The organism is Methyloversatilis sp. (assembly GCF_030696805.1).
In the GTDB taxonomy this organism is placed as follows: Bacteria; Pseudomonadota; Gammaproteobacteria; order Burkholderiales; family Rhodocyclaceae; genus Methyloversatilis.
This window is the reverse complement of the sequence record NZ_JAUYRO010000036.1, coordinates 99,301-120,335: the sequence shown is the minus strand read 5'-3', so window position 1 is coordinate 120,335 and position 21,035 is coordinate 99,301. Positions and strand designations below refer to the sequence as shown.

The window sequence follows — 21,035 nt, the reverse complement described above, 5'->3', positions numbered from 1 at the left end:
CAGTGATGCACTCTCCGGCGGCAACAGCCGCCCAACAGCTTTGTCCTTGAAAGCTTGTCCGTATCTCGCCACTTTGTTTCTTCCACTATCGCCCCCGGGTTGATGATTCTAACGAGGCGACAACTAGTCTGACTCAGGGGGTCGCCCATCATGCGCTGCACGGCTGCCTCCATCTTCGCCGCCTCGCGCTCAAAGTCAGCGCGCGTGCCGCTCTTCGCCTTCGCTGCATTCGAGGGCAGCTTCACGCCGTCGATGGCAAAGAGCTCGCGCCCGATCAGGCCCTGGCGATCGCACACCAGCAGCACCTGGGTGAAGAGTGCTGCGGCCTCGTCGCCCAGCTCAGCCACGAAGCCGGCAATCGTCGTGAAGTGCGGGGCGCTGTCGCCGGAGACGGCCATGAACAGCACGTTGTTGCGGCACGCGCCGGCAATCGAACGCGAACTGATGAGCCCGCGCGAGTAGGCGAGCAGCACGATCTTGAGCAGCACTGCCGGATCGAAGGCCGGGGCGCCGCCGGCGTCATTGGTGTAGCGGGAGCGGAGGGTGGAGAGGTCGAGTTCGTTGTCGACCAGGTGCCAGAGCGCGAACTCGAAGGTGCCGGGCAGCACCTGCTGTGCGAAATCGACCGGAATCATCTTCAGACCGTAGTCGGGTGTCTTGAAGCGCGGCATCGCAGGGCTCCGTGGAAGCGATGACCGATCATAACAACGGCATGTAAACGGACGATGAAACGGGTTTTTCTACAGCCTCAACGTAGAGCTGACCGGCGCTGCGCGGCCTTATCGCGCAGCGTCCAGCGACCGAAGGGAGCGAGGTCGAGCGCCATGTTAGGGCTGGTCTCGCAGAATGATCGCATTGGTGACCCGCTGGCCATTGCTAAAGCTGACTTGAAGGATCGAGTTTTCCCAGCCGAAACCGGAGCATTGGCCAAGATCGTAATAGACCTGCTCTTGTTTTTCTTTGTCAGGCTCGCCGAGTAGCAATTTGACTTCGGCGATGGACTTTTCCTGCAGCAGTTTGGTGGAAACGATGTCGATAGCCATTCCACCACGAACGCAACCGGGGTCGTTGCTATGTGCATAGACATTTTCCTTCTGTTTCCATGCTGCAGCGGAGAACGGGGATCGCTCTGCTTCGACTCCATAGTGGAATGACCAGCCGAGATAGCCAGTGAAAGCAATAATGCTTGCCCCACAAAATGCCAGCGCGAATCGAAGAGCTTTTACCAATTCCAGAAGCCCTAACTTTGTTTTCGGGCGCAGTTTTGCGCTCTAAATCCGGAAGCTGCTGGATAAACAGGGTGAGATGACCCGGCCGGAATCGCCTTGTCACCCGAGTTTCGTCGACCTATGCTGTAAATCCATACAGCATTAAATGCCGATGAAAAACCTCACTCCGCCGCTTCCGCCGTTGAAATCGGTTCGCCTGCTCGATCAGCTGCGCGAACGGATTCGTTACCTGCATTACAGCATACGAACTGAGCAGACCTATGTCCATTGGGTGAAGGCTTTCATCCGGTTTCACGGGCTGCGCCATCCGGCTGAAATGGGGCGGGGCGAGATTGAGGCTTTTTTGTCGTGGCTGGCAAATGAGCGCAGCGTGGCGGTGTCGACGCACAAGCAGGCGCTGTCGGCGCTGCTGTTTCTTTACAGGCAGGTGCTCGGCATTGACCTGCCGTGGATGAGTGACATCGGTCGGCCGCGCGCGACGCGCCGGCTGCCGGTGGTGCTGTCGCCGGACGAGGTGCAGCGCGTGTTTACCTTGATGGAGGGCGAGCACCGGCTCTTCGCGCAGCTGCTGTACGGCACGGGCATGCGGCTGACCGAGGGCCTGCAGCTGCGCGTGAAGGATCTGGATTTCGAGCGACGCACCGTCATCGTGCGGGAGGGCAAGGGGCGCAAGGACCGCGCCCTGATGTTGCCGCAGGTGCTGGTGATTCCGCTGCGCGAGCAGCTGGCGCGCGCCCGGGTGCTGTGGGATGACGATCGACGATGCGGGCGTGCGGGGGTCGAGATGCCCGATGCGCTCGCCCGCAAGTATCCGCGCGCCGACGCGTCCTGGGCCTGGTTCTGGGTGTTTCCGCAGGCCGAGCATGCGGTCGATCCGCGCAGCGGCGTGGTGCGCCGCCACCATATGTATGACCAGACCTTTCAGCGTGCCTTCAAGCGGGCGGTGACTTGCACTGGTCTGACCAAGCTGGCAACGCCGCACACGCTGCGCCATTCGTTCGCCACTGCGCTGCTGCAGTCGGGCTATGACATCCGGACGGTGCAGGATCTGCTCGGCCATGCCGACGTGGCGACGACGATGATCTACACGCATGTGTTGAAGGTGGGCGGCGGCGGGGTGCGCAGCCCGATGGATGCGCTGCCGACGCCTGGGTTGCGGGGTGACTTGAAGGCATCACTCCGGGGTGCGCGGCACCTCTTCGCGGACGCCACGGATCACCTTGACGAGGCAGAACAGGAAGCCGGCCACGCCAAGTATGGCAAGCGGCAGGGACTGCCACAGCGGCCAGCCGCCGTTGTGACTGTCGTCGATGACATTGACCAGGCTCAGCGTGATGCCCGACATGCCGACGATGGCGAAGGCGAGGGCGGCGAAGAAGAAGAGGACGCGCATGGTGTGGAATTCCGGTGAATGTGAGTGGAGCGGGTCGTGTCAGCAGTACAGCGCCGGTTGCGGCCCGATCACGTGCCGGGGCGCGCCCGGGCCCTCACCCGGCCCTTCGGGCCACCCTCTCCCGCTGATGCAGGAGAGGATTGAAAGCGAGCCATCGCGCGATTTCTGTACTGACGCGAACCCGCCTGTTCCGCGGACGCAGGAGAGGGTTGAAAGCGGGCGATTGCGAGCACATCGTACCGGCTGAAAGCTGCCCGCTCTCCCTGATACGGATGAGGGTGAATACGGTTCAGGCTTGCAGCTTCTTCTTCAGCAGTTCGTTCACCTGCGCCGGGCTGGCTTTTCCCTTGCTGGCTTTCATGACCTGGCCGACCAGCGCGTTGAAGGCCTTGTCCTTGCCGGCGCGGTATTCCTCGACCGATTTCGGGTTGGCGGCCAGCACCTCGTCGATGATGGGTTCGATGGCCGATACGTCGGTGACCTGCTTCAGACCCTGGGCTTCGATGACGGCGTCGGCGGCGTTGGCGTTACCGCCGCCTTCGCCGCTCCACAGCGCTTCGAACACCTTCTTCGCGATGTTGTTCGAAATGGTGCCATCGGCGATGCGCGTCACCAGGCCGGAGAGCTGCGCCGGCGTGACCGGGCTGTGCGCGATGTCGCGCTCTTCGCGATTGAGCCGCGCGGCCAGTTCGCCCATGACCCAGTTGGCCAGCAACTTTGGCAACTGAGTGGCCTGCGCCGCGCCGGCGACGGCCAGCGCGTCGAGGTAGTACTGCGCCATTTCGCGGCTGGCGGTCAGGCCGGCGGCGTCGTAGGGCGACAGACCGCAGTCGGCCTGCAGCCGCGCCGCCAGCGCAACCGGCAGCTCGGGCATTTCGCTGCGCACACGCTCGATCCAGTCGGCGGCGATGACCAGCGGCGGCAAGTCGGGGTCGGGGAAGTAGCGGTAGTCGTGCGCGTCTTCCTTGCTGCGCATGGCGCGCGTTTCGCCGGTGTCCGGGTCGAACAGCACGGTGGCCTGCTGGATCTTGTGGCCGTCTTCGATCTGTTCGATCTGCCACTGGATTTCGAAGTCGATCGCCTGCTGCATGAAGCGGAAACTGTTCAGGTTCTTGATTTCGCGCCGCGTGCCGAGCGGCTCGCCCGGGCGGCGCACACTTACGTTGGCGTCGCAGCGGAAGCTGCCTTCCTGCATGTTGCCGTCGCAGATGTCGACCCAGCGCACCAGCGCGTGCAGCGCGCGCGCATAGGCCACGGCTTCGGCGCTCGAGCTCATGTCCGGCTCGCTGACGATTTCCAGCAGCGGCGTGCCGGCGCGGTTCAGGTCGATGCCCGACATGCCGTGAAAATCTTCGTGCAGGCTCTTGCCGGCGTCTTCTTCAAGGTGCGCGCGGGTCAGGCGCACCACCTTTTCGTAAGCCTTGTCACCGTCGCCGACCCGGATGGTGAGCGTGCCGCCCTGCACCACCGGCAGTTCGTACTGGCTGATCTGGTAGCCCTTCGGAAGGTCGGGGTAGAAGTAGTTCTTGCGCGCGAACACCGAGCGCTGCGCGACCTCGCCGCCCACTGCGAGGCCGAAGCGGATGGCGCGTTCGACCGCGGCGCGGTTCATCACCGGCAGCACGCCGGGCAGCGCCAGATCGACTGCGCTGGCCTGCACGTTCGGCTCTGCACCGAATGCGGTCGGGCTGCCGGAGAAGATTTTCGAGGTCGTGTTGAGCTGGCTGTGCGTCTCCAGCCCGATCACGACTTCCCAGTTGGTTCTGCTCATCGCGTTCTCTTTCCGTGTCTTTCCGTCTTGCGGTTACCGGCAGGTACCGGTCTTGCGACTCACCAGGGTGGGCCAGAGGTATTCATGCGCGCCCGGCGAGCACTGGCTTGCGCAGTTCTGGTACGACACCGTGACCTGGTCACCCTGTTCCCACATGCGCACCGTGCATGCGCCGGCGACCAGCGTCGGCGACGGCGTGAAGGTGGTCTGCCGGAACGTCGACAGATCGAAACTGCAGCGGCCCTTGCTGCCCATGTCGACCTGCGACCAGAAGCGCTGCACGCGCGACGCCTGCACGTCGAGCACCAGCCGGCCTTCGGTGCCCACGTCGTCGCGGTAGCTGCATTCGGTCTTCACCGCCAGAGGCCGCGCCGGGATCGGTAGCGGCTTGGTGCTCTTGATCGACGGCAGCGGCCGTTTCGCTTCAGGCGCCGGCTGCGGTGCCCGCGTCGCGGGCGGTGGGGCCAACTGCGCGCAACCGGCGACCAGAATCGCCAAACCCGCACATGGCAGGCCGCGCAGCCACCGGCTCGTCACAGCAGGCTATCCCGCAGTGCGCGCAGGCCTTCCGGCATGGTGAGCGATTGCTCGTCCCAGCCTTCGATGCGCAGCACGTCGTCGAGTGCGGCTTCGAGCACCGCGTGGGCGCGCTCGGCCGCCTCGGCGATGCGCCGGTGCGTGTCGGCCAGCTGCGGCATTTCGTCCAGGCAATTGAGCTGGTATTGATGCAGCTTGCGCAGTTCTAGCATCTGGGTGGCGACCTGGGCCGGGCAGGCGCACATGTAGATGCCCGCCTGATCAAGGATGTGCGTGAGCTGTTCGCTGTTGTAACGGTAGCGCTGTGACGTGCTCATGTCGGCTTACCGGGTGGCGTGCGCAGGTGCCAGTCGGTCGCCTGCTGGAAGCGGTGTGCGGCGCCCAGCATGCGCGCCTCGTCGAAATAGTTGCCGACAATCTGCAGACCGATTGGCAGACCCGCGGGCAGGCCGCCGGCGCCGAAGCCGCACGGAATACTCATGCCGGGCAGACCGGCCAGATTGACCGAGGTGGTGTAGATGTCGCCCAGATACATCGACAACGGATCGTCCGCCTTGTCGCCGATGCCGTAGGCGACGGTCGGGGTGGTCGGGCCGAGGATGAGGTCGCAGTCGCGGAAGGCCGCGCGATAGTCGTCGGCGATCAGCCGGCGCACGCGCTGCGCCTGCAGGTAGTAGGCGTCGTAGTAGCCGTGCGACAGCACATAGGTGCCGATCAATATGCGCCGTTTCACTTCCTCGCCAAAGCCCTGGGCGCGTGTCTTGGCGTACATGTCGTTCAGGTCGCGGTACTCGGGCGCGCGGTAGCCGTAGCGCACACCGTCGAAGCGGTTCAGGTTCGAACTGGCTTCGGCCGGCGCAATCACGTAATAGGCCGGCACGGCATAACCGGAGCGCGGCAGGCTGACCTCGACCGTGGTGGCGCCCAGCGTGCGGAAGGTGGCCAGCGCGGCCTCGACTGCAGCGCGCACGTCGTCGGACATGCCTTCGCCGAAGAATTCCTTCGGCACGCCGATGCGCAGCCCGGCGAGCGGGGCGTCGAGTGCGCGCGTGTAGTCTTCCGGCGCGCGTTCCAGACTGGTGGCGTCGCGCGTGTCGAAGCCGGCGAAGGCGTTGAGCAGCAGCGCGCAATCTTCCGCGGTGTGGGCCATCGGCCCGCCCTGATCGAGGCTGGAGGCGTAGGCGATCATGCCCCAGCGCGACACGATGCCGTAGGTCGGCTTGATGCCGGTGATGCCGCAGAACGCGGCCGGCTGCCGGATCGAGCCGCCGGTGTCGGTGCCGCTGGCCGCCGGTGCGATGCCGGCCGCGACCGCCGCCGCCGAACCGCCGGACGAGCCGCCGGGCACGGCGTCGAGCTGCCAGGGGTTGTGCACCACGCCGTAATGGCTCGACTCGTTGGTCGAGCCCATCGCGAACTCGTCCATATTGGTGCGGCCCAGCGTGACCAGGCCCGCCGCGCGCGCACGCTCGATCAGGCCGGCGTCGTACGGCGCGGCGAAGTTTTCCAGCATTTTCGAGCCGCAGCGGGCATGCCAGCCGGTCTGGCAGAAGATGTCCTTGTGCGCGATCGGCACGCCAGTCAGCGGGCCGGCCTGGCCGGCGGCGCGCAGCGCGTCGGCGGCACGCGCCTCAATCAGCGTCTGCGCCTCGTTCAGTTCGACAAAGGCGTTCAGCGCCGGGTTGGCGGCCTGGATCTTCGCCAGATAGTCCTGCGCCAGTTCGACCGCCGACACTTCGCCGGACGCGAGCCGGACAGACAGCTGCTTGACGGTGTCCATCGTTCGATCACTCATTCAATCACCCTCGGCACCAGATACAGGCCGTTTTCGACCGCCGGCGCGACCGCCTGGAAGGCGCTGCGGTGGTCGGTTTCGCTGATCGCATCGTCGCGCAGGCGCAGCACGAGATCGGTGGCGTGCGCCATCGGCTCGACGCCGGTGGTGTCGATGGCCTGAAGCTGCTCGATCAGGCCGAGCATGGAGTCGAGTGCGTCGCGGGTGCGTTCGAACTGGCCGTCGGCAAGCTCGATGCGCGCCAGCTTCGCGATGTGGCGGACTTGTGGGTCGGTCAGGGACATGGCGGGGCTGTGTGGGTTGCCGGATGCCGGGGCACCCGCGGACAAAGATGTTTCAGTTCAAGGGGTCGGGGTGTGTTGGGTTATCATTATGAACTATTCAGGCTACCCGCCCGGCCGCTGCAAAGACCTGCGGCCGCGCCCGGCGCATCGAGGCAGCTCGATGTTACCCCCGGGTGAAGACTGATCCGGCCCAAACCCGTACAGACCGCCTGCGGTCGCTTCCACATAAGACACTTCATGTTCGGTTTCCTGCGTTCCTATTTCTCCAATGACCTGGCCATCGACCTCGGCACTGCCAACACGCTGATCTACGTGCGCGGCCAGGGCATCGTGCTGGACGAGCCGTCGGTCGTCGCCATCCGCACCGAAGGCGGCCCCAACGCCAAAAAAACCATCCAGGCCGTCGGCCTGCAGGCCAAGCTCATGCTCGGCAAGACGCCAGGCAACATCACCGCCATCCGGCCCATGAAAGACGGCGTGATCGCCGACTTCACAGTGACCGAGCAGATGCTCAAGCAGTTCATCAAGCGGGTGCACGATTCGCGTCTTTTTTCGCCCAGCCCGCGCATCATCATCTGCGTGCCGTGCGGCTCGACCCAGGTCGAGCGGCGCGCCATCCGCGAGTCGGCGCTCGGCGCCGGCGCCAGCCAGGTGTACCTGATCGAGGAGCCGATGGCCGCGGCGATCGGCGCCGGCCTGCCGGTGTCTGAAGCCACCGGTTCAATGGTGGTCGACATCGGCGGCGGCACGACCGAAGTCGGCGTGATTTCGCTCGGCGGCATGGTGTACGCCGGCTCGGTGCGGGTCGGCGGCGACAAGTTCGACGAAGCCATCATCAATTACATCCGCCGCAACTACGGCATGCTGATCGGCGAAACCACGGCAGAGGCGATCAAGAAGGAAATCGGCTCCGCCTTCCCCGGCTCCGAAGTGAAGGAAATGGAAGTGAAGGGCCGCAACCTGGCCGAAGGCATTCCGCGCAGTTTTACCATTTCGTCCAACGAAATTCTCGAAGCGCTGACCGAGCCGCTGAATCAGATCGTGTCGGCGGTGAAGAGCGCGCTCGAACAGACGCCGCCCGAACTGGGCGCCGACATCGCCGAACGCGGCATGGTGCTGACCGGCGGCGGCGCGCTGCTGCGCGACCTGAATCGCCTGCTGATGGAAGAAACCGGCCTGCCGGTGGTGGTGGCCGACGACCCGCTGACCTGCGTGGTGCGCGGCTCGGGCACCGCGCTGGAAAAGATGGACCAGCTGGGCAGCATCTTCGCCAACGAGTGACGCGCCGCATGATGGCTCACCGGCCCCTGCCCGCCGCCTCGACGGTGCCGCGGGGCCGGCACCGCCCGCGCCGCGGGCACGCTTCGACCCCTTCGGTTTCCTGATTCATGGTTTCTCCGGTCGCCGGACATTCCCCGCCCCCGTTTTTCCGGCGGGGCCCGGCTCCGCTGGTGCGCCTGGTGGTGCTGGTCAGTGCAGCACTTACGCTGATCGTCGTCGATCACCGCCTGAACTACCTCGAACTGCTGCGACAGGGTCTGTCGGTGGTCACCACCCCGCTGCAGGTCGCCGCCGGCATGCCGGTCAAGGGCGTGCGCTCGGCCGGTGAGTACTTCGCCGACCTCGCGCGGCTGCAGGCCGAGAACGATGAACTGCGCCGCGAACAGGTGGCGCTGGGCACGATACGGCTGCGCCAGGAACAGCTCGATCTCGAAAACACCCGCCTGCGCGCGCTGCTCGACATGCGCGAACGGGTGCAGGTGAACGCCCAGGTGGCCGAGGTGATCTATGCGGTGCGCGACCCGTTCTCGCGCCGCGTGGTGGTCGACAAGGGTCTGACCCAGGGCATCGAACCCGGCAGCCCGGTGGTAGACGACATCGGCGTGATCGGCCAGGTCACGCGGGTCTATCCGCTGAATGCGGAAGTGACGCTGATTTCCGACAAGGACCAGGCGCTGCCGGTGCAGATCGCGCGCACCGGCGTGCGCGCCGTGATGTTCGGTGCCGGCAGCGGCACGCTTGAACTGCGCTATCTGGCGACCGACGTCGACCTGCGCGAAGGCGACCGCATCGTTACCTCGGGGCTCGACGGCGTGTTCGCACCCGGCCTGCCGGTGGCGCGCGTCAAATCGGTTGACCGTGACGGCTCGGGCGGCTTCGTGCGCATCCTGTGCGTGCCGCTGGCCGGCGTCGAATCGCATTCCACGGTGCTCATCATGGCACCCGGCAAGCCGGTGCTGCCGGCAGACGACGTGGCGGCCACCGCCGGCAGTGCCCGCGCGGAGAAGGCGATCAAGCCATGAATCAGCCCAGCTTCAGTTCGCGCCGCATCCTGCGCCCGGTCCGGCCGTGGTTCATCTGGCTGTCGATGCTGGTTGCGCTGCTGCTCAACCTGATGCCGCTCGGCCGCACGCCGATGCTGCCCGACTGGGTGGCACTGGTGCTGTGCTTCTGGTGCGTGCGCGAGCCGCTGCGCGCGGGCATGGGCGCGGGCTTCGTGTTCGGCCTGCTGATGGACATCGGCTACGGCAGCCTGATGGGCCAGCACGCGCTGGCCTACGTGCTGCTCGCCTACACCGCCGGCACGTTTTCACGGCGCATCCTGTGGTTCGGGCCGCTGCAGCAGTCGCTCCACGTGCTGCCCATGCTGGTCGGCACGCAGCTGGTCATGCTATTCGTGCGCCTGTCCACCGACGCGGAATTCCCCGGTCTGGGGTATTTCGCCGGCAGCGTCATCGCCACGCTGCTGTGGTATCCGATCAGCTTCGTGCTGCTGCTGCCGCAGTACCGGCCGGAGGACAAGGATGAAAACCGTCCGATCTAGGCCCCCACGCTCACTGCGTTCGCACGGGGCCGGCTTTGCACAGCCAGCCCGTTCGACAGGCGCAGCACCTGAATGAACGATCTTCACAACCAGGAAATCCAGCTCGTCCGCTTCCGCCGCCGTGTGCTGTTCGCCGGCGCGCTGGTGCTGGTGTGCTTTTCGCTGCTGCTGGCGCGCTTCGTCTGGCTGCAGGTGGTGATGCATGACTACTACCGCACGCGTGCCGAAGACAACCGCATTGCGCTGCTGCCGGTCACGCCGAACCGCGGCCTCATCGTCGACCGCAAGGGCGAGGTACTGGCGCGCAATTACTCAGCCTACACGCTGGAAATACAGCCGTCGCGCGTCGACAACCTCGACCGCACGATCGACGAGCTGGCCACCATCGTCAATATCGAGGCGCGCGACCGCAAGCGCTTCCGCAAACTGATGGACGAATCACGCAACTTCGATTCGCTGCCCATCCGCACCCGGCTCAGCGACCAGGAAGTGGCGCGCTTCATCGCGCAGCGCTACCGCTTCCCTGGAGTCGAGGTGCGCGCCCGGCTGTTCCGCCAGTACCCGAACGCCGAGCTCGCGTCGCACGTGCTCGGCTACATGGGCCGCATCAACCGGCGCGACGCCGAGCGCATCCAGGAATCGGACGACGCGGCGAACTATCGCGGCACCGACCACATCGGCAAGAGCGGACTGGAACAGCATTACGAGCGCGAGCTGCATGGACTGACCGGCGTGGAGCAGGTCGAAGTGACCGCCGCGGGCCGCGCGGTACGCGTGCTGTCGCGCACCCCGCCGCAGCAGGGCAACAACCTGCGGCTGACGCTCGACGCCGGCCTGCAGCGCGTCGTCGAAACCGCCTTCGGCGACCGGCGCGGCGCGCTGGTGGCGATCGAGCCGTCGACCGGCGGCGTGCTGGCGCTGGTCAGCAAGCCGACCTTCGACCCCAATCTGTTCGTCGATGGCATCGACACCACCAGCTGGGACGCGCTGAACAACTCGCCCGACTACCCGCTGCTCAACCGCGCCATCTATTCCGCCTACCCGCCAGGCTCCACCTTCAAGCCCTTCATGGCGCTGGGCGCGCTGACGGCCGGCAAGCGCACGCCTGAATACGCCATCGCCGACCCGGGCCACTTCGACTTCGGCGGCCACCGCTTCCGCGACGACAAGGTGGGTGGCCACGGCTCGGTCGACATGCACAAGTCCATCGTGGTGTCGTGCAACACCTATTACTACCGGCTCGCTTCCGACTGGGGCATCGACGGCATTTCGAACTTCATGGGGCAGCTCGGGCTGGGCAGCCGCACCGGCATCGACATCGATGGCGAATCGACCGGCGTGCTGCCGTCGCAGGCGTGGAAGAAGAAGCGCTTCAAGCGGCCCGACCAGCAGAAATGGTATGCCGGCGAGACGATTTCGGTCGGCATCGGCCAGGGTTACAACGCCTACACGATGATTCAGCTGGCGCACGCCACGGCGATCCTGGCCGCCGACGGCGTGGTGTACCGGCCGCATGTGGTGCGCCAGATCGAGAACTCGCGCACCGGCGCCATCCAGCTGATCGAACCGGAACCGGTGCGCCGGGTCGATCTCAGGCAGGCCGACATCGACGTGATCAAGCGCGCCATGGAAGACGTGAACCGCGTCGGCACGGGTAGCCGCGCGTTTGCAGGAGCGCCCTACGTCGCGGCGGGCAAGACCGGCACGGCGCAGGCCTTCTCGCTGCGCGGCGGCGACCTGAAAACCAGCAAGCTGGCTGAAAAGCTGCGCGACCACGCGCTGTTCATCGCCTACGCACCGGCCGACAACCCGAAGATCGCGCTGGCCGTGCTGGTGGAAAACGCCGGTTTCGGTTCGCAATCGGCGGCGCCGATCGCGCGCCAGGTGTTTGACTATTATCTGCTGGGCAACCTGCCGGCCGGCCCGGCGCCCGAGGACACGGATGCAACTGACAGCGAATAGATGGCTGTGGCTGCGCGGCATGCTGGGCAGCGTGCTGGGCAAGCTCGATCTGCCGCTGATGATCATCGCCGGCACGCTGCTGGCGCTCGCCACACTGGTCATGGCGAGCGCCACGGCCGATTTCGGTTTCCGCTTCGACGCCCATCTGGTCAATCTGGCGGTCGGTCTGTCGGTCATGCTGCTGGTGGCGCAGATTCCGCCGCTGCGCCTGATGCAGCTGGCGCTGCCGTTCTACCTTTTAGGCGTCGTGCTGCTGATCGGTGTCGAGCTGTTCGGCGAAACGTCGAAGGGCGCGCAGCGCTGGCTCGACATCGGCTTCACGCGCATCCAGCCGTCTGAAATGCTGAAGATTTCGGTGCCGCTGATGCTCGCCTGGTATTTCCACCGCCATGAGGCGCAGCTGCGGGTACGCGATTTCCTGGTCGCGCTGGTCATCCTGATCATTCCGGTCGGCCTGATCTTCCATCAGCCGGATCTGGGCACCGCCATCCTGGTGCTGGCAGCCGGCGTATTCGTCATCTTCTTCGCCGGGCTGTCGTGGAAGCTCATCATTCCGGTGCTGGTGATCGGCGTGGTGGCAGTCACCACGGTAGCGGTCGAAGGCGACGCGCTGTGCGCCGAAGGCGTCAAGTGGCCGGGTTTCAAGGACTATCAGCGCCAGCGTGTATGCACGCTGCTCGACCCGACCGCCGACCCGCGCGGCAGCGGCTTCCACATCATCCAGTCGAGCATCGCGATCGGCTCCGGCGGCGTGTTCGGCAAGGGCTGGAAGGAGGGCACGCAGACCCACCTCGAATTCGTGCCCGAGCGCCACACCGACTTCATCTTCGCCGTCATGGCGGAAGAGTTCGGCCTGCTCGGCTGCATCGTGCTGCTCGCCATATATATATTGCTGATCGGCCGCGGCCTGATGATCGCGGCCAGCGCGCCCCTGCTGTTTTCACGCCTGCTGGCCGGCGCGATCTCGCTGTCCTGCTTCACCTATGCCTTTGTGAACATGGGCATGGTGACCGGTGTGCTGCCGGTGGTCGGCGTACCGCTGCCCTTTGTGAGTTACGGCGGCACCGCGCTGGTCACGCTGTGCATCGGGCTGGGCCTGCTGATGTCGATCGAGGCGCACCGGCGGTCCCGCCGGCGCGACCGCTGAACCGATGATCGCCGCCCGCAGCCTGTGGCCGGTGGCGCTGTGCGCGGTGCTGGCCGGCTGCGCCGGCGTGCCGGTCAGCGAACCGCCGGCACCCGCTGCACCCGCCGGTTCCGCACCTGCCAGCACCGCGCCGGTTGCCACCCCTGCGCCCTCGGGCAAGCCGCGCCCGGGCGGCTACTATCTCGACGACGGCCCGGGCGACAACGCGCCCGATGCGCTGACACTGGCCGCGATTCCGGACGCCGCGCCGCGCGACGAGCCGCTGCACCGCTTCGCCAACCGGCCCTACAGCGCGCTGGGCCTGAGTTTCGTTCCGCTGTCCGAACACCGGCCGTTCCGTCAGCGCGGGCGTGCGAGCTGGTACGGCCGCAAATTCCACGGCCAGAAAACATCGAGCGGCGAGCCGTACGACATGTACGGCATGACCGCGGCCCACGCCACCCTGCCCATCCCGAGCTATGCGCGGGTGACCCATCTGGCCAGCGGCCGCTCGGTCGTGGTGCGGGTGAATGACCGCGGCCCGTTCAAGCCCGGCCGCGTGATCGACCTGTCGTGGACCGCTGCCGCCAAGCTCGGCTATGTGAATGACGGCAGCGCCGAAGTCGAGGTCGAGGCGGTGTTCGCACCGGGCAGCGCCGGCGACCTGCTGGCCCGGCGCGCCGCCGGGCAGCCGGAAATCGCGCGACCCGCACCGGGGCCGGCAGCCCCCGCGGCACCCGCCGACGACGTGATCGCCGCGCTGGCCGCCGACGGCGCGGATGGCCCTTCAACCACCGGCCACTGGCTGCAGCTGGGCGCCTTCAGCACGCTCGACAACGCGCAGGCCCTGTCGCGCCGGATCGCCGAAGCGCTCGGCGAGCTGGCCGACCGGATCAGCGTATCGAGCGACGGCGACCGCCACCGCGTGCGCGCCGGGCCGTTCGAGAGCCGCGACGCGGCGCAGGGCGCCGCCCGCGCGCTGCGCGACCAGCTCGGCCTCGAGGCACTGCTCCTCACACGCTGACTCTCCCGCTGACCTTGCGCTGATCGCACCGGGCATGCGGCTGGCCAGGCGCCGTAACACCTGCATACGAGCCATTACAGAGTTTGCTACATCCGCCTGCAACACTGCATGCGTCGCGGTCCCGCTCCGGTGACCGCATTTCGCAGGCAGCGTCCGCCATGCCCTCCCCTCGCAGTTGCCTTCAACCCGTCTGGCGACCCGGCCTGACGGCCGCCCTGTGCGCCGGTCTGCTCGCCGCCTGTGCCTCGCCGCCCCGGCCGGCGCCCTACACCGGATCGCCGCGGCCACCGCCGGTGAAGGCGGTAACCGATCTGTCGGTGTATCCGTCGCGCGGCCAGAACGCCACCACGCAGCGGCGCGACCGCTACGAATGCAATGCCTGGGCGGTCGGTGAATCCGGCTTCGATCCGGCGACCAGCCGCAACGTGCCGACACCGGTGCCGCGCGTCGAGGCCAACCCGCCGTCCGGCTACGGGCTCGCGGCCGGCACGGTGACCGGTGCCGTCATCGGCGCCGCGGTCGGCAGTCCTTATCACACGGGGCAGGGCGCAGCGATCGGTGCCGTGGTCGGCGCAGCCGCCGGTGCGGCATCGGACGCCTCGCGCGAAGCGCGTGCCGCCCGGGTCGAAGACGCCTATGCGCAGCGTGCCGCACAGCGCGACGCCGCTGGCAGCGACCAGGCGAACCGCTACCGGCGCGCGCTGGTCGCTTGTCTCGAAGGCCGCGGCTACGCCGTGCGCTGATCACGCCGCATTCACCACAGGGACGACGCATCATGGAACACGGTGACACGCAGCACACCCGTCACACCCGGCTCGGCCGTACCGGCGCAGCGCTCGTTGCGCTGCTGCTTCTGGGCAGCGGTGCCGCGTTTTCGCAGGAAGGCGGCGGTGACCGGGGCGACCCCGGCGAGCGCGGTGGCGCGCGCCAGGGTCAGGAATCGCGCGGCGAGCGGCCGGGACCGCGCGAAGACCGCGGCGCCCGGGCGCCCCGCGAAGGTCAGCGCGACGGACAACGCAGCGCCCAGCGCACCCAGGAACGAACGCAGGAGCGTACCGAACGAGGCGACGCCGGTCGCGGCGACATGCGCAGCGGGATGCGAGGCGACAACCGCGGCGAACGTCGTGGCGACGCCGGGCCGCGTGACGACCGGCGCGGCGATCGCGCAGTGCCGCGTGCCGCCTACCAGAACCGCATCGAGCGGCACGTGCCGCGGGCGCACCATGCAACCGGACACGGCCGGCATCCGGCGCACTACCCGGGCCGCGGCGCCGTGGTGCAGCGTCTGCCGCGCGACGTGCACGTGCATCACCATCACGGCCGGCCCTTCTACCGCTCGCACGGCGTGTGGTACCGGCCGAGTGGCGCCTGGTTTTCGGTGGTCGGCCCGCCGATCGGCGCCTTCATCACGGTGCTGCCCTACGGCTACTCGGTGATCGACTACGGCGGACGCCCGTATTACCGCTACGACGACGTGTATTACGCGCGGCGCCACGAGGGTTATGTGGTGGTCGAACCGCCGGAAGGCCGGTATGCCGACAGCGAACCGGCCGAATCGGACGAACTGTTTGTCTATCCCGCCGACGGGCAGAGCGTGGAACAGCAGGCGACCGACCGCTTCGAGTGCCACGACTGGGCGTCTTCCCAGACCGGTTACGACCCGACCCGGGTGTCCGGTGGCGTACCGCCGGACCAGGCCGCCCCGGCGCGCATCGCTTACCTGCGCGCCATGACCGCCTGTCTGGAGGCGCGCAACTACACGGTGCGCTGACGGGCCGGACGGTCGGGCGTTCTAGCCGGCCTCGGGCGGCGCGTCCGACAGTTCGGCACGAATCTGCTGCACCAGCACCTTGTCGATGCGGTTGCGATCCATGTCCATCACCTCGATCCGCAGACCCGGCATTTCGAAGTAGTCGGCCGGCACCGGGATGCGGCCCAGCACGTGCAGCACGAAACCGCCCACGGTGTGGAAGCCGCCGCTGTCCTCGCCCGGCAGTTCCTGGTCCAGGCCGACGACCGATTTGAGCTTGCTGATCGACGTGCTGCCGTCGACCAGCCACGAACCGTCTTCGCGCTGCACGATTTCCTGCGCCTCGTCGATGTCTTCGACCGAAATGTCGCCGACGATGGCGGCCAGCACGTCGTTGACCGTGACCAGGCCCTGCAGGTCGCCGTATTCGTCGACCAGCAGCGCAAGATGCTTGCGGGTACGCCTGAAGTTTTCCAGCAACTGCGCGGTGCTGACCGTGTCGGGCACATACAGCGGCGGCGTCAGCAGGGCTTCGATGCTGGCGCGGTCTATCGTGATGCCGGCGAGCGAGCGCTTGAGCAGGCTGCCGGTCTGCAGCACGCCGAGCACGTGCTCCACGCCGTCGCGGCACACCAGCACGCGGCTGTACGGGCTGTCGGCGATGCGCGCGCGAATCTCCTCTTCCGGGTCTTCGAGATCGACCGCAAAAATATCCTTGCGCGGCGTCATGATCGCGCCGACGCGTTGTTCATCCAGCCGCAACACGTTCGACACGATCTGCTGCTCGCTCTGGTGGAACACGCCGGCTTCGGCGCCCTGACCCATCAGTACATTGATTTCCTCGTCGGTGATCGGCGGCTCTTCGGTACGCCTGGCGCCGGCCAGGCGCAGGATGGTGTTGCTCGACACCGACAGCACGACCACCAGCGGCCGGGCGATCAGCGCAAGCATCACCATCGGACGGGAAATGAGCGAGGCGATGCTTTCAGGCGCCAGGAGTGCGAGCCGTTTCGGCACGAGCTCGCCAACGACCACCGAAAAATAGGTAATGCCGACCACGACGATGGACAGCGCAATCGTGCGTGAATACGGCTCGATCAGCGGGAAGCCGGCCAGCCAGCCAGCCAGCGGATCGGCCAGCACGGTTTCGCCCATGGCCCCGCTCAGAATGCCGATCGAGGTGATGCCGACCTGGATGGTGGAAAAGAAATTCGATGGATCATCGTGCAGACGGACGGCCGCCTCGGCGCCGCGGTTGCCATCGTCGGCGAGGCCGATCAGGCGCGCCTTGCGCGAAGAGACGATGGCGATTTCCGACATGGCGAACACGCCGTTGAGAAGAATCAGTGCAAACAGCAAGGCGATATCCATAAAGCAGGCCACCCGCGTTCATTTGCGTGGCCCCGGTGTGAACAAGCGCTTGATTATGGAGCTACTTCACGAAATTCGATAACCTCGCTTCAGCAGGGTGACGACAGGCCGGGGACATCAGGCGAACGCCTTCTGCCGACGTATTCATCTGGCCGCGCGTGACCGGATGGCCAATCACAGGAACCTCGCCTTTGCCAGAATTTTTCGTCGCCCGCTGGCACTGCCACATACCCATCGCCCGACTGTTCTGGTGGGACATGCTGCTGGTCGGCACAGCCGTCAATGGCGCACTGACGCTGGCGGGTCTGCTCGCGATCGCGAACAGGCTGCCCGATGCGGCGGCGCACATCGCATTTGCACTGCTGCTGCCGTACAACCTGTTCATGTTCATTGCAGTGGTGCGGACAAGTTCAAGACGGCGCACACCTTTCGCCCCGCTTTTCCAGCTGACCGGCCTGATCTGGCTCGTCACATTCACGCTGCTCTGAGCCACCATGACCGGCCGCCCGGCGACCCGTCGGGACCGTGCTAAGCTTTGGAAATGAAACCCGGCTTCCTGCCCCTGATGCTCGCGCTCTGCCTGTTCTGGCAGTCGCTCGCTTTCGCGGGTATCGGCCACAGTCTTGCCGCCCCGGCCGGAGGCGTCGATCATCATGGCCACGCCTTCCTGCACCTGACGGAACAGGCACATCATCACCACGAAGACGGCATTCATTTCGACGATTCGCCGGAATCGGCGCAGCACATGCAGGCTGACGGCATGATCGGCACGGCCGGACCGCTGCCATCGCCCTGCAACTTCCTTGCAACGCCCCCCCGGCTTGACCCTCTCCCGGCGTTCGCCGCATCCCATGTACCCGAGCCCTTCCTCGAAGGGCTGAAACGACCTCCCAGACCGTTCAGCTGATTGCGCAACGGCTGATCCGCCTCCGGCGGGTCGGATTCCCTTTGACTGGATGAACCGGTGCCCCGGCGTCTGCCCGGGCCGCGCGCGTGCATCCGTTCATGGATCGCTGAACGGTGAACACCTTTCGAATTTCCCTGCTGTACGGCCTGCTGCAGGTCGTACTGACCGCCCCGGCACAGGCCGGGCCACCGTCCGCGCTGGCAGGCGCACTGGATGCAGCATGGCAACGCGCCGTCGTGGCCCGCGAGGTCACTGGCCAAGCGCGGGTTGCCAGCGCCAATCTCGCAGCGTCCGGCAGCCGTTGGGCCGCACCGCCGTCGATCGAGCTGTCGCAGCGCGAAAACCGGCTGCTGCGCGACACGGGGCAGCGCGAAACCGAGGTCGGTCTGGTGTGGCCGGTATGGCTGCCGGGCCAGCGCGATGCACGACGAACCTCGGCGCTGGCCGAGGTGGCGCTGGCCGATGTTTCCGCCCAGGTTGCGCGGCTGCGGCTGGCCGGCGAGCTGCGTGATCTCGCCTGGCTGGGCGTGGCGCGACGGGCCGAAGTCGAGTTGGCCGGGACGCACGTCGCCCGGCTGGACGCACTGTCGGCCGACGTTGACCGGCGCGTGCAGGCGGGCGAACTGGCGCGCACCGACGCACTGGCTGCGCAGGCTGACGCGGTCTCCGCCGGCACCTCGCTGCGCGAGGCGCTGCAGGCGCTGGCTGCGGCCGAATCGCGCTGGACACTGCTGACCGGAATGCCCTGGCCGCACTCCCCGGATGAATCCCCCGGCGGCGGTATCGAGATCGAACAGCATCCCGAACTGGTTCAGGCCCGGTCCGCGCTCGAACTGGTCAGCCGACGGCTGGAGTCGGTCAATCTCACCCGTCGTGACGCGCCCGAAGTGACGCTGCGCTATCGCCACGATGAGCCCGGCAGCGGCCTCACTTCGGCCGACAGCATCGGCGTGAGGCTGCGCATTCCGCTCGACACCGACGATCGAAATCTCGCGCGCGACGCGGCTGCCGTCGCCGAACTCGAACGCGTTCGTATCCAGCTGGAGCGCACGCGCGACCGCATCACGGCCGAGCAGGCGCTGGCCGGACAAGTACTGCGAACGACCGAAGCCACGCTTGCCGAAGCCACGACCCGCGCGGCGCTGCTGGCCGAACGCGCCGCGCTGCTGGACAAGGCCTTCCGCGCCGGTGAAGGCGACCTGCCGGAACTGCTCCGGGTACGCAGCGCCGCGACCCAGGCGCAGCTCGACGTTGCGCGCCAGCAGGCAGCGCTCGGACTGGCGCGCGCCCGCGTCAATCAATCCCTCGGACTTCTGCCATGAACGCGAACATTCCTGCCGAACCTCGTCCGCGCAAGCGATCCGCTTTCCTGCCCGCGCTGCTGGTGCAACTGGCGGTGGTGATCAGCCCGCCTGCCTTTGCCGCACCCGGCGCTCACGGCCCCGACGGCGAGCATCTCGACACGCCTGCTGCGGCCAGCGAGGCCGGCGCTGCGCCGGGCACCGAAGCCCATTCCGAACAGTTCGAACTGGTGGCCAGGCTGCTGCGCGGAGAACTGTCGATCCTGATCGACCGCTATGACAGCAACGAACCGGTGCTCGATGCCAGCGTGGAAGTCGAGTCCGGCGGCTTGCGTGCGGCCGCCACACTGCATGCCGATCAGGGCGACTATTCGGTCACTGACGAGAAGTTGCTGGCCGCACTCGCCAGACCGGGCGAACACGCGCTGCTGTTCACCATCGTGACGCCGCAGGACAGCGATCTGCTCGACGCCACATTGCGCGTGGCCGACGCAGCGAGCACCGATGCCACGCATGATGAACACGAACACGGCCCGGGCATGCTTTCCCTGCTGTGGTGGGCCCTCGGCGCAGCCGTTGCGCTGGCGGTTGGCGTGCTGCTGCTGCGCGGCCGGGTCAGCAAGGGGAGCCTGCGATGAAGCGCCTGACGACACTCGGCTTCGCCTGGGCACTCGGCGTCGTATCCACCCTGTCGTGTGCCGCAGCCGGCGCGCACGGCCCGGACGGCGAACATCTCGACCAGCCCCCGGCCGCGGCGATCAGCCAGCTCGCCCGGCTGCCCGACGGCAGCGTGAACGTGCCCAAGCAGGCACAGCGGCGCATGGCCATCCGCACCCGCATCGCGCGGCAGACCGAAGCGGCCCGCACGGTCGAGCTTCCAGGTCGGGTGGTCATCGATCCCAATGCCGGCGGACGCATCCAGCCGCTTTACGGTGGCCGGATCGAAGCCGGTCCGAAAGGCTTGCCCATCATCGGCCAGACGGTGAAGAAAGGCGACACCCTGGCCTGGGTGCGCCATCAGACCGACCCGTTCGCGCTGGCCAATCAGCGCGCGCAGGGCGCCGAACTGCGAACTGCCCTCACGCTGGCCGAACAGCGGGTGGTGCGGCTCGAGGGGCTGGAAGGATCGGTCCCGCGCAAGGATATCGACGCCGCTCGGGCCGAACTGGCCGGACTGCGCGAACGTGAAGCCGGCGTTGCTGCCAGCCTCGGCGCGCGCGAGGCGCTGATTTCGCCGGTGAGCGGGGTGGTCGCGCGCGCCGACGTGGTGTCAGGGCAGGTCGTGGGCGCTCGCGAAACACTGTTCGAAATCATCGACCCCAGCCGCCTGCTGATCGAAGCCACGGTGCCTGACAGCGCCCTGGCCCGCCGCATCGCGTCGGCCACCCTGAAGCATCCGCCCGGCGCGCGCCTCGAACTGCTCGGCGCATCCGGCAGCCTGCGCGACGGCGTGCTGCCGGTCATGTTCCGCAGCCGGGCCGGCAGCACGGCACCGCCGCTGGCTGTCGGCCAGCCGGTATCGGTCATCGCGCAACTGACCGATCGCCTCTCGGGCATCGTGCTGCCGGCGCAGGCAATCACGCGCAATACGGCCAACGAACCGGTGGTGTGGATCAAGTCGGGCGCCGAGCGCTTCATCGCCCAACCGGTCCGCTTCCAGGCGCTCGATGCGGAGACCGTCGTCGTGACGAGCGGTCTGGCGGCCGACAACCGCGTGGTGGTGCAGGGCGCACCGCTGATCGCGCAGATTCGCTGACCGGA

Annotated in this window: 21 protein-coding genes and 1 pseudogene; 14 read left to right on the top strand and 8 right to left on the bottom strand. The window is 67.0% G+C overall.

From position 1 onward, the window contains the following. Both Q8R75_RS05280 and Q8R75_RS05275 read right to left on the bottom strand, forming a co-directional pair. The coding region (locus Q8R75_RS05280; RefSeq protein WP_305663533.1) for a transposase at window positions 1–671 on the bottom strand (671 nt) is incomplete at its 3' end. A 156-nt stretch (window positions 672–827) separates the two neighbouring features. Further along, entirely contained in the window at window positions 828–1,229 is a 402-nt protein-coding gene (locus Q8R75_RS05275; protein ID WP_305612663.1) for a hypothetical protein, read from the bottom strand. A 151-nt stretch (window positions 1,230–1,380) separates the two neighbouring features. Between Q8R75_RS05275 and Q8R75_RS05270 the strand changes: the two are divergent. Further along, window positions 1,381–2,373 (top strand): annotated as a pseudogene (locus Q8R75_RS05270) (integron integrase); the annotation flags it as partial. A gap of 538 nt (window positions 2,374–2,911) precedes the next feature. Here Q8R75_RS05270 and gatB read toward each other — a convergent pair. From gatB to gatC, 5 genes are all read right to left on the bottom strand, one after another. Further along, window positions 2,912–4,393 (bottom strand): Asp-tRNA(Asn)/Glu-tRNA(Gln) amidotransferase subunit GatB, encoded by a 1,482-nt coding sequence (gene gatB, locus Q8R75_RS05265; RefSeq protein WP_305612662.1) that lies wholly within the window; start codon window positions 4,391–4,393, stop codon window positions 2,912–2,914. Between the two features lie 33 nt (window positions 4,394–4,426). Then, window positions 4,427–4,861 (bottom strand): hypothetical protein, encoded by a 435-nt coding sequence (locus tag Q8R75_RS05260; protein ID WP_305612660.1) that lies wholly within the window; start codon window positions 4,859–4,861, stop codon window positions 4,427–4,429. A 65-nt stretch (window positions 4,862–4,926) separates the two neighbouring features. Beyond that, complete coding sequence (locus Q8R75_RS05255) at window positions 4,927–5,247, bottom strand: hypothetical protein (RefSeq protein ID WP_305612653.1); 321 nt, start codon at window positions 5,245–5,247, stop codon at window positions 4,927–4,929. Beyond that, a complete protein-coding gene (gatA, locus tag Q8R75_RS05250; protein WP_305612651.1) occupies window positions 5,244–6,725 on the bottom strand; it encodes an Asp-tRNA(Asn)/Glu-tRNA(Gln) amidotransferase subunit GatA in 1,482 nt (493 codons plus the stop codon). The genes Q8R75_RS05255 and gatA overlap by 4 nt, the downstream gene beginning before the upstream one ends. Then, window positions 6,722–7,009, bottom strand: coding sequence for an Asp-tRNA(Asn)/Glu-tRNA(Gln) amidotransferase subunit GatC (gene gatC / locus Q8R75_RS05245; RefSeq protein WP_305612649.1), 288 nt, complete (start codon window positions 7,007–7,009; stop codon window positions 6,722–6,724). The genes gatA and gatC overlap by 4 nt, the downstream gene beginning before the upstream one ends. Before the next feature lie 237 nt (window positions 7,010–7,246). Here gatC and Q8R75_RS05240 point away from each other — a divergent pair, with 237 nt between their 5' ends. From Q8R75_RS05240 to Q8R75_RS05205, 8 genes are all read left to right on the top strand, one after another. Continuing rightward, window positions 7,247–8,290, top strand: coding sequence for a rod shape-determining protein (locus tag Q8R75_RS05240; protein WP_305626650.1), 1,044 nt, complete (start codon window positions 7,247–7,249; stop codon window positions 8,288–8,290). Window positions 8,291–8,397: 107 nt separating this feature from the next. Beyond that, window positions 8,398–9,312, top strand: coding sequence for a rod shape-determining protein MreC (mreC, locus tag Q8R75_RS05235; protein WP_305612645.1), 915 nt, complete (start codon window positions 8,398–8,400; stop codon window positions 9,310–9,312). After that, window positions 9,309–9,833: a rod shape-determining protein MreD gene (gene mreD / locus Q8R75_RS05230; protein WP_305612643.1), complete on the top strand. Its 525-nt coding sequence runs from the start codon at window positions 9,309–9,311 to the stop codon at window positions 9,831–9,833. The genes mreC and mreD overlap by 4 nt, the downstream gene beginning before the upstream one ends. Before the next feature lie 72 nt (window positions 9,834–9,905). After that, window positions 9,906–11,795, top strand: a complete 1,890-nt coding sequence (mrdA, locus tag Q8R75_RS05225; protein WP_305612641.1) for a penicillin-binding protein 2 — start codon at window positions 9,906–9,908, stop codon at window positions 11,793–11,795. Next, entirely contained in the window at window positions 11,776–12,942 is a 1,167-nt protein-coding gene (gene rodA / locus Q8R75_RS05220; protein ID WP_305612639.1) for a rod shape-determining protein RodA, read from the top strand. The genes mrdA and rodA overlap by 20 nt, the downstream gene beginning before the upstream one ends. A 4-nt stretch (window positions 12,943–12,946) precedes the next feature. Continuing rightward, on the top strand, window positions 12,947–13,945 hold the full coding sequence (locus Q8R75_RS05215) for a septal ring lytic transglycosylase RlpA family protein (protein WP_305626649.1): 999 nt from the start codon (window positions 12,947–12,949) through the stop codon (window positions 13,943–13,945). Between the two features lie 158 nt (window positions 13,946–14,103). Then, window positions 14,104–14,688 carry a YMGG-like glycine zipper-containing protein gene (locus tag Q8R75_RS05210; RefSeq protein WP_305613565.1) on the top strand — a complete coding sequence of 195 codons (585 nt, stop codon included), beginning with the start codon at window positions 14,104–14,106 and terminating at the stop codon, window positions 14,686–14,688. 32 nt (window positions 14,689–14,720) lie between these two features. After that, window positions 14,721–15,716 (top strand): DUF6515 family protein, encoded by a 996-nt coding sequence (locus Q8R75_RS05205; RefSeq protein ID WP_305613566.1) that lies wholly within the window; start codon window positions 14,721–14,723, stop codon window positions 15,714–15,716. 21 nt (window positions 15,717–15,737) lie between these two features. On the opposite strand, the gene Q8R75_RS05200 is transcribed toward Q8R75_RS05205, so the two are convergent. Further along, window positions 15,738–17,066 carry a hemolysin family protein gene (locus tag Q8R75_RS05200; protein WP_305613567.1) on the bottom strand — a complete coding sequence of 443 codons (1,329 nt, stop codon included), beginning with the start codon at window positions 17,064–17,066 and terminating at the stop codon, window positions 15,738–15,740. Between the two features lie 191 nt (window positions 17,067–17,257). Between Q8R75_RS05200 and Q8R75_RS05195 the strand changes: the two genes are divergently transcribed. From Q8R75_RS05195 to Q8R75_RS05175, 5 genes are all read left to right on the top strand, one after another. After that, window positions 17,258–17,554: a hypothetical protein gene (locus Q8R75_RS05195; protein WP_305614133.1), complete on the top strand. Its 297-nt coding sequence runs from the start codon at window positions 17,258–17,260 to the stop codon at window positions 17,552–17,554. Between the two features lie 53 nt (window positions 17,555–17,607). Further along, window positions 17,608–17,973 carry a hypothetical protein gene (locus Q8R75_RS05190; RefSeq protein WP_305614132.1) on the top strand — a complete coding sequence of 122 codons (366 nt, stop codon included), beginning with the start codon at window positions 17,608–17,610 and terminating at the stop codon, window positions 17,971–17,973. A gap of 113 nt (window positions 17,974–18,086) precedes the next feature. Then, complete coding sequence (locus Q8R75_RS05185; RefSeq protein ID WP_305614131.1) at window positions 18,087–19,295, top strand: TolC family protein; 1,209 nt, start codon at window positions 18,087–18,089, stop codon at window positions 19,293–19,295. After that, window positions 19,292–19,912 carry a hypothetical protein gene (locus tag Q8R75_RS05180; protein WP_305614130.1) on the top strand — a complete coding sequence of 207 codons (621 nt, stop codon included), beginning with the start codon at window positions 19,292–19,294 and terminating at the stop codon, window positions 19,910–19,912. The genes Q8R75_RS05185 and Q8R75_RS05180 overlap by 4 nt, the downstream gene beginning before the upstream one ends. Then, entirely contained in the window at window positions 19,909–21,030 is a 1,122-nt protein-coding gene (locus tag Q8R75_RS05175; protein ID WP_305614129.1) for an HlyD family efflux transporter periplasmic adaptor subunit, read from the top strand. The genes Q8R75_RS05180 and Q8R75_RS05175 overlap by 4 nt, the downstream gene beginning before the upstream one ends. Window positions 21,031–21,035 lie beyond the last annotated feature (5 nt).

What these genes read in the sequence shown, in the direction of transcription:
- gatC (WP_305612649.1), bottom strand. Translation starts at nt 7,009, where the DNA reads ATGTCCCTGACCGACCCACAAGTCCGCCACATCGCGAAGCTGGCGCGC.
- Q8R75_RS05240 (WP_305626650.1), top strand. Translation starts at nt 7,247, where the DNA reads ATGTTCGGTTTCCTGCGTTCCTATTTCTCCAATGACCTGGCCATCGAC.
- mreD (WP_305612643.1), top strand. Translation starts at nt 9,309, where the DNA reads ATGAATCAGCCCAGCTTCAGTTCGCGCCGCATCCTGCGCCCGGTCCGG.
- Q8R75_RS05210 (WP_305613565.1), top strand. Translation starts at nt 14,104, where the DNA reads ATGCCCTCCCCTCGCAGTTGCCTTCAACCCGTCTGGCGACCCGGCCTG.
- mreC (WP_305612645.1), top strand. Translation starts at nt 8,398, where the DNA reads ATGGTTTCTCCGGTCGCCGGACATTCCCCGCCCCCGTTTTTCCGGCGG.
- Q8R75_RS05190 (WP_305614132.1), top strand. Translation starts at nt 17,608, where the DNA reads ATGAAACCCGGCTTCCTGCCCCTGATGCTCGCGCTCTGCCTGTTCTGG.
- gatB (WP_305612662.1), bottom strand. Translation starts at nt 4,393, where the DNA reads ATGAGCAGAACCAACTGGGAAGTCGTGATCGGGCTGGAGACGCACAGC.
- gatA (WP_305612651.1), bottom strand. Translation starts at nt 6,725, where the DNA reads ATGAGTGATCGAACGATGGACACCGTCAAGCAGCTGTCTGTCCGGCTC.
- mrdA (WP_305612641.1), top strand. Translation starts at nt 9,906, where the DNA reads ATGAACGATCTTCACAACCAGGAAATCCAGCTCGTCCGCTTCCGCCGC.
- Q8R75_RS05215 (WP_305626649.1), top strand. Translation starts at nt 12,947, where the DNA reads ATGATCGCCGCCCGCAGCCTGTGGCCGGTGGCGCTGTGCGCGGTGCTG.
- Q8R75_RS05205 (WP_305613566.1), top strand. Translation starts at nt 14,721, where the DNA reads ATGGAACACGGTGACACGCAGCACACCCGTCACACCCGGCTCGGCCGT.
- Q8R75_RS05175 (WP_305614129.1), top strand. Translation starts at nt 19,909, where the DNA reads ATGAAGCGCCTGACGACACTCGGCTTCGCCTGGGCACTCGGCGTCGTA.
- Q8R75_RS05200 (WP_305613567.1), bottom strand. Translation starts at nt 17,066, where the DNA reads ATGGATATCGCCTTGCTGTTTGCACTGATTCTTCTCAACGGCGTGTTC.
- rodA (WP_305612639.1), top strand. Translation starts at nt 11,776, where the DNA reads ATGCAACTGACAGCGAATAGATGGCTGTGGCTGCGCGGCATGCTGGGC.
- Q8R75_RS05255 (WP_305612653.1), bottom strand. Translation starts at nt 5,247, where the DNA reads ATGAGCACGTCACAGCGCTACCGTTACAACAGCGAACAGCTCACGCAC.
- Q8R75_RS05180 (WP_305614130.1), top strand. Translation starts at nt 19,292, where the DNA reads ATGAACGCGAACATTCCTGCCGAACCTCGTCCGCGCAAGCGATCCGCT.